The organism is Klebsiella sp. X1-16S-Nf21 (assembly GCF_002837615.1).
Classification (GTDB): domain Bacteria; phylum Pseudomonadota; class Gammaproteobacteria; order Enterobacterales; family Enterobacteriaceae; genus Klebsiella; species Klebsiella variicola.
In genome coordinates, this window is record NZ_PJDK01000036.1 from 1 (window position 1) to 18,489 (window position 18,489).

Here is an 18,489-nt window from a genome sequence, read left to right on the forward strand (position 1 = left end):
ATAATGGTTGGTTACAGCATCTGAAGTAATGTCCCGCTCACGTAGCAGCCGTCCCGAGTCTTCATTAACCAGCAGAGGTGCATCGGTCCAGGTCCTGACAAACGCCTCGTTATACCCCTCTTCCAGCAACTGACGTATAAACCCCATGGCAAGCACTGCGTCAGTACCTGGGTTGATGTTAAGCCAGACATCAGCGTCGCGAGCAAATTCTGTGTGCCGAGGGTCAATAACCAGCATTCTGGCACCTTTCTTACGCCCTTCACCAATGGCGCTGGCCTGCGCCAGCCATGTGGCGGCCGGATTGTTACCCCACAACATAATCAGTTCCGCATTACTGTAATCGGCAGCCGGCGTTATGCAGCCAAAAGTGAAAGTGTGAGCGGTATCTTTATGCCAGTTACATACTTCAGTGCTGTAGCAGGTATTAGGGCTGCCGTAGTGGCGCACAAAACGTTCAATCCACTCCACACTGTCGATAATTGGGGTCCCACTAGGCGTGGTTACCCCAAACGCTACCGATTCTGCACCACTTTCCGTTTTAAACTGCGTTAGCTTTTCAGCAATCTCTGTCAGAGCCTTATCCCAGGAAATACGTTTCCAGCCGGGATCCGCAGCCCCTTTCTCTCGCGTCCGGCGCAATGGCCATAGAACCCGGGCTTCGCTATAAATCAGTTCCGGGGCCGCTTTACCTTTCAGACAAACCGCGCCTCCAGTAGGGTGATCTTCATCAGGGCAAACAGATACCAGCCGTCCGTCAATGATTTCATTTAAGGTTCCACAACGCGAACGACAGAGCGCACAATACCCTGGGACAAAATGTTCAGACATGCCAATTACCTTTGTATTTGAGTCAACAGCCGGGTAGCCAGGTACAGACATTTGAAATCGTTCTCTGGCAAGGTAGAGCTGTTTCTCCGGAAGTTAAAGTTAATTAATAAATGAATAAATAACGTGCCCATAATGAGCGAAAAAAATAGTCGTTATCAGAAGTTACACTGAACAGATGAATTAATGCCCCCACGACCGGAGAGAAAGCGCCGTCCAGCTTCATGTATTTTCTGTAGTTCTTTCTCTTGTTATCAATCCATTTTTATTGCTTACTACGCAGTTATTCTCTTCTCCTTACCATCGCTATCTTTCCCGGGCACATAGTCCTTGTATTCTCCAACTCTGTCGGAGGAGATTTACCGACAAATAAGACATTCACTCTTAATAAGGTCCAGAATAGAAGTCATCTCTACCAATGATAGCTAATCCCGGTATCCAGCTTGTCCGCGCAATCCACCCCCGCCGCCCTGTCTCGCGCATTGTTAAATTTATAATCGACGAAAACCTGCATATTCTTATTAAAATAGTAGCTGAACCCTAGCTCTTCATAATCGAGAATTTGAGTTCGTCTGCCAGCAACTGTTTGAGTCAGTCGGGTATAACTGATATCCGGCTGGAATTTGTTGGTCAACATATATTTTGCCAGTGCTTCATAACTTATGGATGATGTATTGTTATCCCGAACCTGAGGATTGATGGCGTTGTTACTTTGAGTCATCACTGTTGCCAGATACAGTTTTCTGCTGTTGTAGTTTAGCCCTTCCGCGAAGGTGCGGATGTTCTTCTGATAACCTGCATTCTGTTGCTGGTAAAAGGTCGTTGCGGAAGAGGAAGCTGAAAATAGCGCACTTAATTCTGGTGTGAAGTACCAGATCAGAGAAGCGCCATAACCATTGCCATTTTGCTGCTTTATAGTTCGATAGTCATTATTACCCTTAAACTGATACTGCAACGCCATCTTTAATGGATGCTGGAAAAGTGTTATTTCTTTACGCCATGTCATCAGATTAAGAGCACGGCCACGCATAAAGTTGTCGATGTAGTTATAGGACATCTCCCGAAAGAAAGGTGAGCGATCAGTCAACGAAGTCACATCGTACAATACGCCCCAATTGCGGCCAATATCCAGACTTCCCCAGTCGGGATTATCAATACCTATAAATGCCAGTCGAGTGGCGTTTCTGCTGGCATCTGATGCACTCACCGTATATTCCCATTGGGCGTAAGCTTGCCAGCGTCTGGCGAGATCTTTTTTTCCGGTTAACCCAAAGTAGAGATAGCTCCGATCACCATCGTCTTTTACAGTATTGCTGGTAAAACGTCTGGCGATAATTGTGCCGTAAAAATCGAGTTTTTTTCCATCCTGGTTCATAAGGTTAACCGCCAGTACACCTGGTGAGAAAAGTAGTGACAACGCGACAAGACAGTAGCGTGAAAATTGCAATGTCATGATAAATGCCCCAAAAGATGCCTCGGCATCTGAATAGTTGTAGGGAGAAAAATTTACCGGGACATATGCTCAGTGCTTCCTTCCAGTAAAATGTGAGGATATTGTTATGCTGAAACTGTTTGTTTATGACTAAAGTAGCTAACAACGCCGTTAGTAATGGCGGAAGCAATTTTGTGGCGAAATGCAGTAGTGCCCAATAATCTCTCCTCTTCCGGGTTAGTAATAAATGATGTCTCTACCAGGACAGAAGGAATGTAAGGAGATTTAAGAACAACAAAAGCAGCTTGTTCTGTCTGGTTTGAATGCATATGGTGAACTGGTGAGATGTGACGAACAATATGTGAGCCCAGCAGCAGGCTCTCTTTAATTGTCTCTGTCTGTTCAAGATCGAAAATTATCTTGTCCAGATATCTATCTTTATGGATGACGCTCTTACCGGCAACATCATCTGCAGCGTTCTCACTTTTAGACAAGTATTTGGCCATTGCACTACTAGCGCCCCGAGTTGAAAGAGCAAATACAGAGGCGCCGTGAGCCGCTGGGCTAGTGAACCCATCGGCATGGATGGACATAAACAGCGAGGCGTTATGCGCATGAGCAATCTGTACACGCTCATAAAGCGGAATGAACGTATCGTCTGATCGGGTCAGCACCCCCTCAATACCGTATCCTTTTAACAGATTTTTGACATTATTGGCTATTTCCAGCACAACATGTTTTTCCAGTGCCCCCTGATGACCCACGGCACCAGAATCAATACCGCCGTGCCCAGGATCGATCATTACCGTATATTTGCCACGGCCATGTGTTAGGGCTCCCGAATGAGGACTAATAATTGATGAGCGAGATTGTGCATAAGTAAACGGGCTAATGAGCGTATTTGCTGCGAGGGTGGCTAAGCTCGCAAGAAGTAGTTTCCGCCGGGTAATTTCGTAATCCAATGTAATAACCTCATACTGTAAATTTAAGTTATGTTATAACGTAACATTAAGCTCTAAGTCGAGGTTTTGTATGTTATATACTGTTGCAGTAGGTTACTTTGTGTTTCCTGTACTCCAGTGAGCGACAGGCAGACAAAAGCTGCAATAAAACCTCAGAAAACAATATGCTGCTTGCGGAAACATCCTGATACACACCCTTTCAAAAGATAATCATTCTCATTTAATAAAGTTATGTTATAACATAATAAATCATTATAAACCCGCTCAGCAGGTCATGATGACCCCATTATTCAATGACGCTTCCTGGGGAGGAATTATGTCTACCGAACTCATTAAAGAAGAAAAACTAAATATTGGTGCCGTGTTAGCAGTTTCACTCAGTACTGTTATAGCAATGTTGGATAGTACGATAGCTAATGTTGCATTACCGGTTATTGCTAAAGATTTTGCCGTTTCCGAATCGTCGTCCATCTTGATCATTAATGCTTATCAGTTTGCAGTGATCGCCTCTCTGCTGGTATTTGCAGCTCTGGGGAGAAAAGTGGGTAACAAGCGCATTTTCATTATGGGGACCATCCTTTTTGCTTTCTCATCGCTGGGCTGTGCTCTCTCTGAGACGCTGAATATGTTGACTGTTTTTCGTGTCGTTCAGGGTTTTGGCGCAGCTGCAATTTTGAGCGTAAACGCGGCACTGATAAAAGATATCTATCCGGCCAGGCTATTAGGCCGCGGATTGGGGATAAATGTCATGGTCGTATCCGTTTCCGCAGCTGCCGGGCCTTCAATAGCCTCTGCAATCCTGTCCATCGCGAACTGGAATTGGTTATTTACAATTAACGTACCCATTGCCTGTATTGCCCTTGTACTGTGCATAGTATCACTGAAACCCAGGCAACGAATGGAAGCTCGGTTTGATAAAGCAGGAGGTGTTCTGGTCTTCCTGACGTTTATTTCGTTCTCGACGATGATGTTAGGCTTAACCAAAAATAATCTGATTGAAGTTGTCTTGAGTGCGATAATACTTATCATTCTGGCATTCATTCTGTATAGGGATCAGCGAAAAAAACAGGATTCGGCTTTGATTCCGGTGGCTATGTTCCGCAGTAAAACCTTTTCCTTGTCATTGTTGATGTCAATGCTGTCATACAGCACGCAACTGCTGGCATTTGTCTCTTTGCCTTTCTATTTCCACAATGTGTTACACCGCAGCGTGATTGAAATAGGTATGCTCTTAACAGCATGGCCACTGGCAACGATGTTGACGTCACTGATATCGGGTGATCTTATAAAAAAACATGATCCCAACCTGGTGGCGCTCTCAGGGTTATCATTATTGCTGGCAGGAACACTACTAATGACATGGCTGCCTGCGGCACCTACAAATTTACAGATCCTTTGGCGAGTAGCAATTTGCGGTTTTGGTTTTGGTCTGTTTCAGGCTCCTAATAATTATCTCATTATGACTTCAGTTTCCCATGAGAATAGCAGTATTGCTAGTGGGCTGTTAGGCAGTTCGCGTCTGGTAGGGCAAATCATTGGTTCGGCATTGGTAGCCATATTCATCAATATTTATGCGAGCCACGGTACTTCGATTAGTTTGTTCGCTGGGGCATTATTCTCGTTACTGTCTCTGACTGTCAGTTACTTTCGTTATAAATCTGAAAATCAAACTCAAAATTTCAATAAAAAAATTGTATGAGGTTCCCTTTGAAAATCAAATCAATTATGACAGTGTTGTTACTCATGATTTTTTCGGTACTCTCTGGCTGTTCAACCTATAATCCAGTCAGTCTACAAAAGAAAAGCATTGCGCCGGAAACAAATTACTATGAAGTTCACCCTGCGATATATGTCGGCGATCAGCTTAAATATGGTTTACTGAACGGAGAGCATGGCGAACTGACCGTAGCGAAAATTGAACCAACCCGCATAACGGGCGTTAACGGAAAAGTTCTCCCTTTTTCAGAATTAGCATTTCTGGAACGGAAGGAAATTTCAACAGGTAAAACTGCTGCATTAGTCGGGGGTGGAGTAGCAGCGACAACGGTAGTTTTATTTTTAGCCGGTGTCACCATCATTGGTATAGGTACTGCGGCCGCTCTAACCTCATAAACGGAAATTTTAATCTACCGAGGCATTAAATATGGGAAACAATAGAGTTCTATTTGTATCATTTTTATCCATCATGCTTATTTTCCCTGTAGCGGGTTATGCTAAGAGTACATTGCAGGATCAAACAGGAACACGTGCAGAGAACGTCGCGAAGGCACCTGCGTTGAAATTTAACCGTATTGTCATTACCGGTAACTGTCCTTTTGGCGTCATCATGGCAAATAACCTGGCTTATAAGCATGTTGTGGGCGTAGGTCCATGGGCATTTTTGCACTCTAATATGAAAATCCTTAAAGATATGAAGCCGGATATCGCTCGTATCACAACAAACTTTATTAATAAAGACTATGTGGTTAATATGGAATCTTTACTGAATCTGAAGCCAGATATCATTTATTATTATGGTAAAAGTCAGGATGATAATCTTGAGCGAGCTGGTGTCCCTACAGTTAATCTTGATGAAGGTGGTGATACAAAATTCGAACCTGTTGAAACACAGGTCTACTGGGAGAATATGTATAATCAGACTTTGGGGCTTCCGCCAAGCCACAAATTTGCCGATGCCTGGAAGGCAACGCTCGCTATAGCGCAGCCTTATGTAAATAAGATTAAAGGACAGCATATTCGTGCACTTTATCTTGAACAAAGTGATGGCAAGCAACTTAAGGTAAGTGGGCCAAAAACCTATGGTGATACTTATCTCAAAATGGCAGGAATGGACAATGTTGCCAGTAACCTGGTTGTGAAAGGTGATGCCGGGAGATATATCGCTGTTTCGATGGAGCAAATCATTGAATGGAATCCTGATATTATCTTCGTTGTATTTGGTAGCGCTAAAGACATTCTTGACAATAAAAACCCCGGTCAGGACTGGCGTAATGTGAAGGCGTTCAAGAATAAAATGATCTTTTCCACACCGGTGGGGATACACAACTGGGGCGGGTTGACAGCCGAAACTGCTTTATTACCTTTATATATGATTAATAAATTCAACCCCAATTACATTAGTGACGAGAAAATGAAGGAATTTACACGTTTGCATTATAAAAAGATGTTTAACTATGCGATCCCTGATGCATTACTTGATGATGAGCTCAGCCAACATTAAATGTTGTGTTCAATAAAACAAATATTTCGGGATGACGATGCATGCAGAACAAAAAATACTTATTGGTAATGACAGTGTTGTTGGTATTACTCATTATTATATCAATTTCTTCACTTTTCATCGGACGCTATACGTTATCTTTTAGTGATATGCTAAGAGAATTAGTACACTATGATGGCAAGTACGGTCTGAGTACCGGACTTGCTGTTATTTCCAATCTCCGGTTGCCAAGAATAATTGCTGTCATGATGGTTGGAGCCGGGCTATCGGTAGCGGGATGTACCTATCAGGCTGTACTACGCAATGCGCTGGCGAGTCCGGATGTACTTGGCACATCTTCGGCGGCGGCATTCGGTGCTGCTTTAGGAATTTTGCTCGGCCTCCCCTTGCAGTTAAGCGCGTTTTCTTCGTTCATGTTTGGCGTTGTTAGCCTGTTTTGCGTTATGGGCCTTTGCCATCTCAAAAAAAATCACAGCGAACTAACCACTATTCTATCAGGTATTATTGTTGCTTCTGTATTCATGTCTTTTGTTTCAATTATTAAATACGTGGCCGATCCACAGGATCAATTACCAGCCATCGTATTCTGGTTAATGGGGAGTTTTGCTTCGTTGGTTAAAGGGCAAGTATATGAATTAATACCTCTGTTTGTGATTTGCTACCTGATAATCTACAGGCTCAGATGGAAAATGAATGTTTTATCACTCGGCGATGACGATGCCAGAATTGCCGGAATGAAACCGCAATCGCTAAAGGCCACATTGTTAATCACCGCCTCAATTCTGGTCGCCGCATCCGTCACGATTGCCGGTGTGGTTGGCTGGGTCGGTCTGGTGATCCCGCATCTGGTCCGGACGCTTGTCGGCTATAACCATGGAAAGCTTATCCCTGCATCTGCATTATGTGGAGCTCTGTTTTTACTGGTCATCGACAACCTGGCCAGAACAGTGACCTACGCAGAAATCCCAATTGGCATTCTGACTGCGCTAATTGGTGCTCCTCTATTTGCCGTACTCTTCATTATGAGTAATCGCTATGATCGAAGTAAATAATCTCACGTTTGCATTCAAAGGACGTAGCCCTACATTTGAAAACATCAGTTTCTCTTTGCCGGAGGGGGAAATACTGTGCATTCTGGGCCCGAACGGTGTGGGAAAAACCACGTTGCTTAAAACGATAACGGGACTGTACCAACCCTTAAGCGGCACATGCCATATCGGAGGAATAGACGGTAGAAAGGCCCGTCTGGCACATGTACCGCAGGCAAGGCACATTCAATTTTCCTATAGTGTACTTGATTTTGTTTCATTTGGACGTCCGTTATGCCGTGGTATATTACCCTCTCCCGGAAGCAAGGACCTTGAACAATCTGCACAGATGTTGGCCGATCTTGGTGTTTCATATCTTGAGTCTAAAAACATTAACCAGATTAGCGGCGGTGAACTGCAAATGTGCTATATCGCCAGAGCACTGGTTTCTGAACCAGACATCGTGGTACTTGATGAGCCTGAATCCAATCTGGATTTCAATAACCAGGCACGTATTATTAAGTTATTGCAACAACTATCGCGAGAGAAGAATGTCACTATCATTCTTAACACGCATTTTATAAATCATGCAAACAGTATTGCGGACAAATGTTTGTTGATGAAGAGAAAGGAGTATTTTTTTGGTAATAAAGAGGTGGTTCTCCAGGAGGAGCGTCTTGGTGAATATTTCAATGTCCCCGTAAAACGGTGCTATTTTGAGCATAGAGGTGTGCAAGAGGAGTCATTTGTGATTGCATTATAAATGACAGATAGTGAACATTAAGAATAACCGTTCTATTACCTCGTTATCATTTTCAGGAATGTTGTTTAACTATGTTTTATATTTTTACATCCACACAAATTCAAACGCAACTGAAACCATTTCAATCAAGGGTAGTTTTAAATTGGCTTCAAAAAGATCGCCTTTGTAATAAACAATAGTAACCAATAATATTATTAACTTGCGTAATTATTTCAAGGAGCCATGGAATTTAAATTTATTACACTACCTGGCGTTCTAACGACCGGCCCGATTCATTAGCCGAGGTTATCTAATAAATTATTTAACCACCATTTTATTATCTCTTGATAATATGCCACAAACAATAACATTGAGGTTAAATTATGAAACATAAAATTCTTTTTTATCTGATGCCGGTTATGTTAATACCGGGTGCTGTAAATGCAGCGGAAATCTATAACAAAGACGGAAATAAATTAGATATTTACGGTAAAATTGCCGGCTTACACTACGTCTCTAAAGATAAAAATGCTGATGGCGATCAATCATACGTTCGTAGTGGCTTTAAGGGCGAAACGCAGATCAATAATCAAATCACGGGTTACGGCCAGTGGGAATACAACATTCAGGCAAACAACACCGAGAGTGCCAGCAATCAATCATGGACTCGTCTGGCTTTCGCCGGCCTGAACTTTGGTGACGCCGGATCGTTTGACTATGGACGGAATATTGGCGTGGTCTACGATATAACCTCCTGGACTGACGTCCTTCCCGAGTTCGGCAGTGACGGTAGTAACGGAACCTATGATTCCGATAATTTCATGCAATCCCGTGCGAATGGACTAGCTACATACCGGAATAGTGATTTCTTTGGGCTGATCGATGGTCTTAATTTTGCTCTGCAATATCAGGGAAAAAATGGTAGCACTAGCGGCGAAGATGCTACCAATAATGGTCGGGGCGCACTCAGTCAGAACGGTAACGGATTCGGTACTTCCGTCACCTATGATATCGGAGATGGTTTTAGCGCAGGTGTCGCCTACTCTCATTCCAGACGTACTGATGCTCAGAACAAGCTAGCTGTTGGACGCGGCGATGACGCTGAAACTTATACGGGCGGGCTGAAGTACAATGCGAACAGAGTCTATCTTGCTACACAGTTCACGCAAACCTATAATGCCACTCAGCTGAGGGGGAATGGCGGACAGGATTCCATTAGCGGTTTTGCTAACAAAGCGCAGAACCTGGAAATGGTTGCTCAGTATCAGTTTGACTCGGGCCTGCAACCCTCCATCGCGTACTTACAATCTAAAGGGAAAGATATTGAAGGTTTCGGGGATCAGGATTTATTGAAGTATATAGATGTTGGTACGACATATAACATCAATAAAAATATCTCGACTTATGTTGACTATAAAATAAACCTTCTTAAGGACAACGACTTTACACAACGCGCCGGAATATCAACAGATAACATTGTTGCCGTCGGATTAGCATACCAGTTTTGACACTCTTATCACCCAGTTCAACCTCTTATAGGTTATTATAGGGGTTCGAAAAAGGATAAAAAATGAGAACGCAGAAAAAATGTCTTGCATATGTCTCTATTGTGGTTGATGACTACGATGAGGCTATCGAGTATTACACAGAAAAACTTGGGTTCATGCTTATAGAGGATACACCTCAACCGGGCAAGCGCTGGGTTGTCATTTCACCAAACCCAGAAAGCGATTGTCATTTGTTATTATCAAAAGCATCTAACGAAACGCAGCAGGCCTTTATTGGCAATCAGTGTGGTGGGCGTGTTTTTCTGTTTCTACAAACCGATGATTTTTGGCGGGATTACAACTCAATGAAGGCTGCTGGCGTACATTTCAGTGAAGAGCCGAGAGAAGAAGAATATGGTACCGTAGTGGTCTTTGAAGATCTATACGGTACTCGTTGGGACTTACTGCAAAAAACCTGACAGTAGTCATTCCCAGGCATGGATATTCTCCATGCCTGATCCAAACTTCTACCAGTCGTAGCCAAGGCTGACCGACTCTTCTTCTTTCTCACCGGTGTAGGGATTGAACTTCGTGGTACCGCTAATACTTATTTTCCCACTTTTCGTCGTATAGGTTTCTTCCTGATAACCCCCGCCGAACATCGATTTCTTTTGCGTGAACTCAGGATAGTTGGCCTTTTCATCATGCCACTTAAGCTGCTTCTCTTTGTATTCAGCAGCAGATGAAGATACTGTACTCGCAGGCTCCGGGCCGCTATAACCATAGCGACCGGCAGGAAGTTCGGCCATTGCGTTAACTGCAATAGCAACCAAAATAAAGGGGATGAAAATAGTGAGTGTATATTTTGTAGTATTATGCATATCCGCTTGCCTACCAGAAGACGATAGAATAATCACACAGGATTAATATTGTTATTTACCAACCGAAGCGAGCGACGCTATCAGTACTATTGTCTGTGCGTCCTCTTTCCTGAAGTCGTTGTATACATTGCTGTCTTAAGTATTCTTTTTTCTGCTCTTTACTCATATGACAGATTTTGTTGAGACCATAGGAGGATGCCAAACTATTATATGGATAAACACCATTGCGCTTTCTCATGGTTTCGGAGCAACAGGTCCGGACATCACCAGAATTGCAAGCTGTCAACACAAACAGCGGAATAACCAAAAATCCATTTCTTAAAACTATCAACACCGAAAATCCTTGTCTATTAAGCAATTTATTACGTAAAACCCGTTCTTTCCATTCTCGTTTTTACGATAGTAACACCGCAAAGAGATGATAACAATAATCATTACCATTTTATCACCTCTGCAGATGAGAGGTCTGAACAGTTTACCCTGTTAAAAGGTCATTATTATGTTGAGTCTGACAGCCACTGCTATTCACTATCGCTTTTGATTAAAACCTGGCTTCGTCGCGGCTATTTTCACTACCTCTTCTTCACCCAAGCCCCTTTACCCTTCGATGTCTCCGTTTGTGATCGCCATTCTGATAGCTTCTGCAGTCGCCGCAAGACCTAATCGCTGCCGGGCTGATCGAAGATGGTTTTCGACCGTACGGCGGGAAATTCTCAGCATCGCTGCGATGTCAGCCTGTCTCCGACCGGTTGCAGTCCATGCAAGTACCTCATGCTCATGTCTCGAAAGCGTTCCGCCATTGTGCCCACGAACAAGTCCCATCATTCTGCGCAAACGATAGAAAACCGTAACAGCAACCAGTGGGATCCCTGGTTGCTCCTCTGAGGAGCTGTCGACCTTCTCACCGCCAAAGCTTACCGCCCCCTCCAGCCCCGTGCAGGCCAATCACCGGGGTTTGTAAACCGTGGACGCCACTTTCCTATGGTTTACGCACAACTCGATACAACTCGCCTGTTTGTTCTGAAAACTTGCTCCAGTAAAATGCTCATCAGTTTCTAATACATGTTGGGTCATCGGGCAACGGCGCATATATGTCTGTTCATCGACGGTTCCACCGTTGTTAAACCAGTCCCCTTCGACCCAGAAAATTCTGTCAATCATGGCCACGTGATATGCAGAAGCAGAATAAAAAACATCGCGCCTCTAGCCTAATCATGTCGCAAATTGGCATACGGTAACCTGTATCTCCAGCAGGCTGTTGCTATTTTCGATAGTGATTGCCGTACGAACTGCATTATTTTCCAGCATGTCGTAGTTCTTTACTGACTTCGCTTAATAAAGCTTTCGCGGCAAGTTGACCTAACGCGTTACCGGCCAGCGGGCTATCGCCGGTCAGCATTTTCCTATCCTGACATGTAGCACCGCTGATATCCGTGTTAACTATCTCAAAACCTATGCTTTTTAGCTGCTCGCCAAATTTCCAGGTCAGGTGGCCTGGCATATACCCAATCTCAGGTGTCTGCGCATCCAGTGTATCCGGGAAAGCGCAAATCTTATACCCAGCAAACAGATCGCTACGTTCAACTGAGAGAAATGCAGCTGGGCCATGACAAAGCGAAATGATGAATTTATCGTGGGCGATGGCCCACTCGAGAAGATTTTTCACTTCGATACTAGCAGGAAGTCCGATAAGTGCGCCATGGCCACCGGGAATAAATATGCCAAGATAATCCGAATTGTCCCCCAGTTCAGTGCTGAGGACATCTGCGAGTTTCAGCGGTGATTTAAAGTGCTGATGGTATTTAGAAAACAGCCCCGTAACTTCAATATCCTCAGTTGGCATGGCCCAATACTCGAACTTTACCGGGTTACCGGATAGAGTGGCAATATCGAAACTAAAGCCTGCTTTATCGAGATGATACATGGGCAACAGCGTTTCTACCGGATGGTTTCCCGTGGAGAAGAAACTCCCGTTATCCATTTGCAAATAGCGCTCGTCGGTACATAACATCAGGATCTTCCAACGTCCCCCTGTGTAAGGTGAAGGATAATTGGCGTCGCTAAGATTTGATCGAGCTGATGTAAACTGGCTTAGTGAGTACGGTGAAGGGAAAAAAGCATCATATTCAGCCGGGTCCGCTGTCGGATGTTTGTCATTGGAGGTAGTTGCAGTCATGATATTCTCCTGAGATTAATGATATAGCCTTGTCACTATAGAATGATCAGATTACATGTAAATAAGGGATTTCCCTCAGGTATACGGCGAAATGCTATTTAAGGCAACCATTAACTCATTGTTTAACATTACACTTAGTATTGTTACCTATGGAAATAGATATCAATACTGCTTGTCGTGCTTAGCTCATCCATGAGCCGTATCCGCTTTCCCTAAATTATGCGCATGCGGCGATCCGCTCATTGAGCGTGGTGCTTATCTTCTCAACCAGCGATGAAATACTTTCCTTGGTTCTCTGATTGCGTTTGATATCAATGTCAAAAGTATCTGTGATTGTACTGGGAAGTCCCCCCAGTAGACATACCCGGTCCGAAAGCATCACGGCTTCTTCAACGCTGTGTGTCACCAGCAGCATCGAGCGTGTATTAATGACCCGCTCTTCCCATAATTCAATCAGATCCTGGCGAAGCTTATTGCCAGTGAAAATATCCAACGCAGAGAATGGTTCATCCATGAGTAAAAGATCCGGCTCAACTGCCAGTGCACGAGCAAACCCGACGCGCTGGCGCATCCCTCCTGAAAGCTCACGCGGGTAGGCTTTTTCATAGCCAGTCAGGCCAATCAAATCCAGCATATCCATTGTTCTTTTATCCACTTCATCAGACGAAAGCCCCTGCGCCTGAAGGCCAAATGCCACACTGTCAAAAACATTTAACCAAGGGAATAACGCAAATGACTGAAAGACCATGCTGGTATTTTTGCCGGGACCGTTGACAGGCAAATCGCAGCACACAATCGTGCCCAAATCAGGTTCGACCAGACCGGCAGCCATTCTCAACAACGTCGATTTACCTGAGCCGGAACGCCCGAGTAATGCAACAATCTCATTCTCTTTGACCTCAAGATTGATATGCTCCAACACCGTGATTTTTTGCTTCCGGTCTTTTTTATAAAATTTGGAGACATTCTTAACTTCCAATACCAAGTTTGAATTTTTCATATTATGTCCTGATAGCGAACTTTTAATTGTTAATCGAATTTGAAACGATTTTCTGCATAGCGATACAGGGGTTGCCAGACGAAAATAATGCACAGCAGCACCATCAAGCACATCGCCAGACATCCTAATGCTTCCTGCGGATTTTGCCCGGCATCGCTGGCGATAGAGATAAAGGCGCCCAGACCATACGTTTGTAGGGTAATTTTTCCCCAGTTTAATACCTCAGCAGCAATCGCAGTATTCCATGCCCCCCCGGCTGCCGAAATAACGCCTGTGACGATATAAGGGAAGACGGCCGGAAGCGTGAATTTAGTCCACCACAGCCATCCGCGAAGATGAAAAATTTTACTCGCCTCAACCATCTGGCTGGGGATCATTGATGTGCCAGCGATGACGTTAAACAGTACATACCATTGTGTACCGAGCATGATCATTGGGATGGTCCAGCTCCCCAAATTCTGGTGCCACGCCACAATCATAAAAGCAATCAACGGATAAAAGACGTTGGCAGGAACCGCAGCGAAAACCTGAATAATTGGCTGGAAAAAACGAACCAGACCGGGCCGTAGACCAATCCAGACACCAAGCGGCGTAAAGATAATGACGCTAAGTACCATAGCGGCAATGACCCGCCCCGCAGTTAACCCCATCCAGCCCGGAAGTGAAGTCAGATACTCCTTAGGAATAAACAACCACAGCTGATGACCGTAGTAAATGCAGCCAACTACGATTGCCAGATACCACAAGCTTGACCACAGCCAGTTCATTTGGCCCAGAACAGCAAACACGCGATGAAGCCGTAATCCATACCAGATTTTTGGTAATACAAACAACCAGATCCGGGAGAACTGTTTACAAACGTGCTCCAGCCCATGTCCAATCATTGAATGACTCAGACAGTGATAGAACCATGAACTGGGTACTTTTCTGTCACTCACATCCTCATATTTAAACTGATGAGCGTAGCGGACTAACGGGCGAAAGAGTAATTGGTCAAAGATGACGATATTAACGATAAGCGCCAATACCCCGCGAATAACACCAGGAACACTACCATCCTGAAGCGCAATACCGATATAAGAACCAACGCCAGGTAAATTTGTACTCCCATTACCTACTGTCAGCATCTCGGAAGCAATCAATGCAAACCAAGCCGCAGACTGCGATACCATCGTATTCCACAGTAACCCGGGAAATGAGTAGATAAACCCCAGCCGCCAGAATTTCTGCCATGGGTTATAGCGGAATGCATCCGCCGCTTCTACCAGTTCGTTAGGCACCACTCTTAGCGTCTGGTACAGCGTCAACATCATATTCCAGGCTTGCGCGGTAAACACGGCAAATATCGCTAAACCCTCAAGCCCCATAACACTATGTGGGTAAAGTCCCAGGAAAAAGGCGGTAGTGAAAGTCAGGAATCCTACTAACGGTACAGACTCCATAAAGTTGACAAAGGGCAAAATAACTCTTCTCATCGGTGCATATTTTGCTGCCAGAACCGCGAAGACAATTGAAAATAGCATTGAGTAAAAAAGCCCGATAACCAGGCGCATAGTGGTGCGCAGCGTATAATAAGGAAGAACATGATAATCCAGGCTAATCACAGGTAAATCACGCCCATTGAATACGCTATGCATCCCCTGCCAACCGTAGATAAATGAAGCAATACTTGCCATAAAAATGAAACAGACGACTACATCATTAAGCCATGAAGTTGTCTTACTTCTGTGTTCTGTCAATGAATACATAATAAGAGTCTCCGCTCATCAATTCACGCGCAGAAAACACCATTCACTGGACGCAAATGAATAATTTAAGATGGAATTTAAAACTCCAAACAGCCACAGAGGTACCCCGTTTTATCCGATCCTCTGTGGCGTATTATGAATTAAGGCAGCAGCGTATTTATATAATCTATAACAGCACGCTGTCTTTTTTTTGCTAATTTATGCAAGATACGACTAACGAGACTTTTCCTGCCCGGGAAGGTTTTATGAATGAAGAAAGGTGATGAATTCCGCGGTGGTTGGCAGACATTCGTCAACGCTGAAAAAGGAATAGTGCTATCAACATCAATTAAAAACATATAACGTTTGGTTGTGAGCAACATGCTACACCTCATCTAAGTGCATAAAATGAAAGGTCATTCTCGACAGTTTTAAGGCAACTGTAATGACTACCTCCATTGCATCCACCTAATTTCAATGCAGATAGTCAGCCTGTAGCTAGCCCTCTCGATGGAGGCTCATCAGAAATGTTGAGTGTCATATCATGTCTCCTCATGAAGATACTGGATTAATTAAGCGGTATCTGGATATTATTGATAAGCACACCGCACTACCTCAATGCTAATGTTATAGCGCAATCTCATGTTCCAGGTAAGATTGCTTCCCATCGGGACCGGCAAGCAGCGCCAGCAATTTTTCGCTAGTTTGCCTTGTTATTGATTGTAGAGTAACTGCTCAATGTCCGACTCCTGTTTTAAAGATGTCCTATTATAACTATGCATCCTCATTCGTAAATAAAAGAATCACTTCTGGTTATGAACTGTTTAGCTATGACAAAATAATAATCCATGTATCCAAATAATACGACATGTTCATTTTGATATATATATTGCCATTGTCACTGAACAATGGTTGTCGGCTAAATTTAATTACAGGGATAAACGTAATGACACATGATTTCATCGAATATCGAGGAGATAGAAAAGTTAGGTAAAGTTGAAAATAATCGCACAATATCTTACATAATCAGGCTTTATTGCCCGCGGAAACTATCATACTTTTATCCATCAAGGTATTTTAAAGAGGAAATTAACATGACGGATAAAATAAAGATTTCACGCCGGAACTTCTTGTTAGGATCTGGCGCCATTACGGCCGCAACCTTAGTCACCGCACCAGAAACATTAGCAAAGAATTTAGCGCCCTCCCCCGTAGCTGATAATCTCACCCACCAACAAGAGGAGGTATTATCCAAAAATTATCGTTATCATTTTAGTGGAAAGCTGCCTGATCAAATCCCCGAAGGCTACAATATTCTACTTATCACATCAGATCAGGAGCGTTATTTTGATCCATATCCGTTCCCCGTACCTGGACGTGAGCGCTTAATGGCATCAGGCACCACATTCACTAACCATCATATTTGCAGTAGTGTTTGTACGCCATCGCGCTCGGTGTTATATACCGGTTTACATATGCCAGAAACCAAAATGTTCGATAATCCTGGTTTCCCGTGGATGCCGGATAGCCTTGACCCTGAATTAGGCACCATTGGTAATATCATGAGTGACATGGGCTATTATCCTGCCTATAAAGGGAAATGGCACCTAAGTACTTTAATGGAAGATCCAGTAACCAAAAACACTGATGGAAGTACTGATCTCGGCATGATACCCAGGATCAAACTACATGAAATTATGGAAGGATATGGTTTTCACGACTATACCGGAATTGGTGACATTATTGGGCATAGCCATGGCGGTTATTTATACGATGAACTCACTGCTGCAGAAGCGATAAACTGGTTGAGAGATAAAGGTAGTGAAATGCAATCTAATAATAAGCCGTGGTTTCTGGCAGTCAACCTGGTTAACCCTCACGACACGATGTACATAGATACAGACAGTGACACCGATAAAAACCAATGGCACGGCGCTCTGATTCTCAACAGTAACTCTTCAACACCAAATAAAGCACCACAAAATACGATTTATCTGGACTCATGGCCCGAGGTTCCGCTCGCCCCCTCCAGACACCAGGCGTTCAGTGAGCATGGCAGACCACCAGCGCATCTTGAGTATCAACTATGTAATGGTTTAATGGTTGGAAATATTGCCGATCAGGATCGGCGCTGGCGAATTCTCCAGGATTACTATTTTAACTGCATTCGGGATAACGATACTCATTTGGTCAGGATCCTCGATGAACTAGATGCGTTAAATTTAACGAAAAATACTATCATTGTTTATACCGCCGATCATGGTGAGTTATGTGGCGCTCACCAGATGAACGGCAAAGGTACTTGTACCTATAAAGAGCAAGTTCATGTGCCAATGATAATCAGTCACCCTGCATTTCCTGGTGGCAGAAAATGTTCATCGCTCACTTCCCATGTAGATATCGCTCCCACCCTGGTTGGCTTGACGGGCAAAGCAAACAAAGCCAAAAGCCTTACACTGAAAAACCGTAAAGGATATGACTTTAGTACACTTTTATTTAATCCAGAATCATCTCCCATTGATGCTATAAGAAAAGGCATTTTATATTGCTACGACATGCTGTTATTTTCTGATGCGACCTATATTGGCAATATGTTTAAAATCATTAGAAATGAAACGTTAAGTAAAGAAGAAAAGCAACAACGTTTTTCTGTACTGTCCCCTGACCTCAGAAAAAGAGGTGGCGTCCGGATGATCTTCGATGGACGATATAAGTTTACACGCTATTTTTCATTACAGCAGCACCATACGCCTCAGACCCCGGATGCACTTTTTAGCCTTAATGATATTGAGTTATATGACTTGAAGACGGATCCCCATGAAATGAACAATCTGGCAAATAATCACCAAAACGTATCCCTAATTTTGAGCATGAACGAAAAATTGAATGCATTGTTCTCAAACGAAATCACAGGAAAAGACGACGGAAGCTGGATCCCTCCCCTTCATGGTATCCGCTGGGATCTCGATCCTGAAAGAGTTCGTCGTTTAATAAGAGATTAATTTTAAT

General features: G+C 43.7%; 16 protein-coding genes. 8 read left to right on the forward strand and 8 right to left on the reverse strand.

From position 1 onward, the window contains the following. The 3 genes from CW267_RS16860 to amiA form a co-directional block, all read right to left on the reverse strand. On the reverse strand, nt 1–828 hold an 828-nt coding region (locus tag CW267_RS16860; protein WP_165787449.1), incomplete at its 3' end, for a molybdopterin-dependent oxidoreductase. 409 nt (nt 829–1,237) lie between these two features. Continuing rightward, nucleotides 1,238–2,278, reverse strand: a complete 1,041-nt coding sequence (locus tag CW267_RS16865; RefSeq protein WP_032735841.1) for a porin — start codon at nt 2,276–2,278, stop codon at nt 1,238–1,240. A 104-nt stretch (nt 2,279–2,382) separates the two neighbouring features. After that, nucleotides 2,383–3,219 (reverse strand): N-acetylmuramoyl-L-alanine amidase AmiA, encoded by an 837-nt coding sequence (gene amiA, locus CW267_RS16870; RefSeq protein ID WP_176600875.1) that lies wholly within the window; start codon nt 3,217–3,219, stop codon nt 2,383–2,385. 316 nt (nt 3,220–3,535) lie between these two features. On the opposite strand from amiA, the gene CW267_RS16875 reads away from it, so the two are divergent. The 7 genes from CW267_RS16875 (at nt 3,536) to CW267_RS16905 (ending at nt 10,175) form a co-directional block, all read left to right on the forward strand. Continuing rightward, the gene (locus CW267_RS16875) at nt 3,536–4,918 is read left to right on the forward strand and encodes an MFS transporter (RefSeq protein WP_046620180.1); all 1,383 of its coding nucleotides are present in this window, start codon (nt 3,536–3,538) and stop codon (nt 4,916–4,918) included. Nucleotides 4,919–4,926: 8 nt separating this feature from the next. After that, on the forward strand, nt 4,927–5,331 hold the full coding sequence (locus CW267_RS16880; protein WP_032736176.1) for a hypothetical protein: 405 nt from the start codon (nt 4,927–4,929) through the stop codon (nt 5,329–5,331). Nucleotides 5,332–5,362: 31 nt separating this feature from the next. Then, on the forward strand, nt 5,363–6,439 hold the full coding sequence (locus tag CW267_RS16885; RefSeq protein ID WP_023322801.1) for an ABC transporter substrate-binding protein: 1,077 nt from the start codon (nt 5,363–5,365) through the stop codon (nt 6,437–6,439). Between the two features lie 41 nt (nt 6,440–6,480). Continuing rightward, nucleotides 6,481–7,491 carry a FecCD family ABC transporter permease gene (locus CW267_RS16890; RefSeq protein WP_023340318.1) on the forward strand — a complete coding sequence of 337 codons (1,011 nt, stop codon included), beginning with the start codon at nt 6,481–6,483 and terminating at the stop codon, nt 7,489–7,491. After that, nucleotides 7,475–8,230: an ABC transporter ATP-binding protein gene (locus CW267_RS16895; protein ID WP_100780936.1), complete on the forward strand. Its 756-nt coding sequence runs from the start codon at nt 7,475–7,477 to the stop codon at nt 8,228–8,230. Before CW267_RS16890 ends, CW267_RS16895 begins: the two co-directional genes overlap by 17 nt. A 362-nt stretch (nt 8,231–8,592) precedes the next feature. Then, nucleotides 8,593–9,717, forward strand: coding sequence for a porin OmpC (gene ompC, locus CW267_RS16900; protein ID WP_023322804.1), 1,125 nt, complete (start codon nt 8,593–8,595; stop codon nt 9,715–9,717). A gap of 62 nt (nt 9,718–9,779) precedes the next feature. Continuing rightward, nucleotides 9,780–10,175 carry a VOC family protein gene (locus tag CW267_RS16905; RefSeq protein WP_023322805.1) on the forward strand — a complete coding sequence of 132 codons (396 nt, stop codon included), beginning with the start codon at nt 9,780–9,782 and terminating at the stop codon, nt 10,173–10,175. 48 nt (nt 10,176–10,223) lie between these two features. On the opposite strand, the gene CW267_RS16910 is transcribed toward CW267_RS16905, so the two are convergent. The 5 genes from CW267_RS16910 to CW267_RS16930 form a co-directional block, all read right to left on the reverse strand. Then, entirely contained in the window at nt 10,224–10,577 is a 354-nt protein-coding gene (locus tag CW267_RS16910) for a hypothetical protein (RefSeq protein ID WP_023322806.1), read from the reverse strand. A 597-nt stretch (nt 10,578–11,174) separates the two neighbouring features. Further along, nucleotides 11,175–11,402, reverse strand: coding sequence for a LuxR C-terminal-related transcriptional regulator (locus CW267_RS31360; RefSeq protein ID WP_306058802.1), 228 nt, complete (start codon nt 11,400–11,402; stop codon nt 11,175–11,177). Between the two features lie 469 nt (nt 11,403–11,871). Next, the gene (gene hchA, locus CW267_RS16920; protein ID WP_023322807.1) at nt 11,872–12,753 is read right to left on the reverse strand and encodes a glyoxalase III HchA; all 882 of its coding nucleotides are present in this window, start codon (nt 12,751–12,753) and stop codon (nt 11,872–11,874) included. Between the two features lie 217 nt (nt 12,754–12,970). Next, a complete protein-coding gene (locus CW267_RS16925; protein ID WP_224224576.1) occupies nt 12,971–13,876 on the reverse strand; it encodes an ABC transporter ATP-binding protein in 906 nt (301 codons plus the stop codon). After that, nucleotides 13,783–15,501 (reverse strand): ABC transporter permease, encoded by a 1,719-nt coding sequence (locus tag CW267_RS16930; protein ID WP_044612783.1) that lies wholly within the window; start codon nt 15,499–15,501, stop codon nt 13,783–13,785. The genes CW267_RS16925 and CW267_RS16930 overlap by 94 nt, the downstream gene beginning before the upstream one ends. A gap of 1,067 nt (nt 15,502–16,568) precedes the next feature. Here CW267_RS16930 and CW267_RS16935 point away from each other — a divergent pair. After that, nucleotides 16,569–18,482, forward strand: a complete 1,914-nt coding sequence (locus CW267_RS16935) for a sulfatase-like hydrolase/transferase (RefSeq protein WP_086070306.1) — start codon at nt 16,569–16,571, stop codon at nt 18,480–18,482. Nucleotides 18,483–18,489 lie beyond the last annotated feature (7 nt).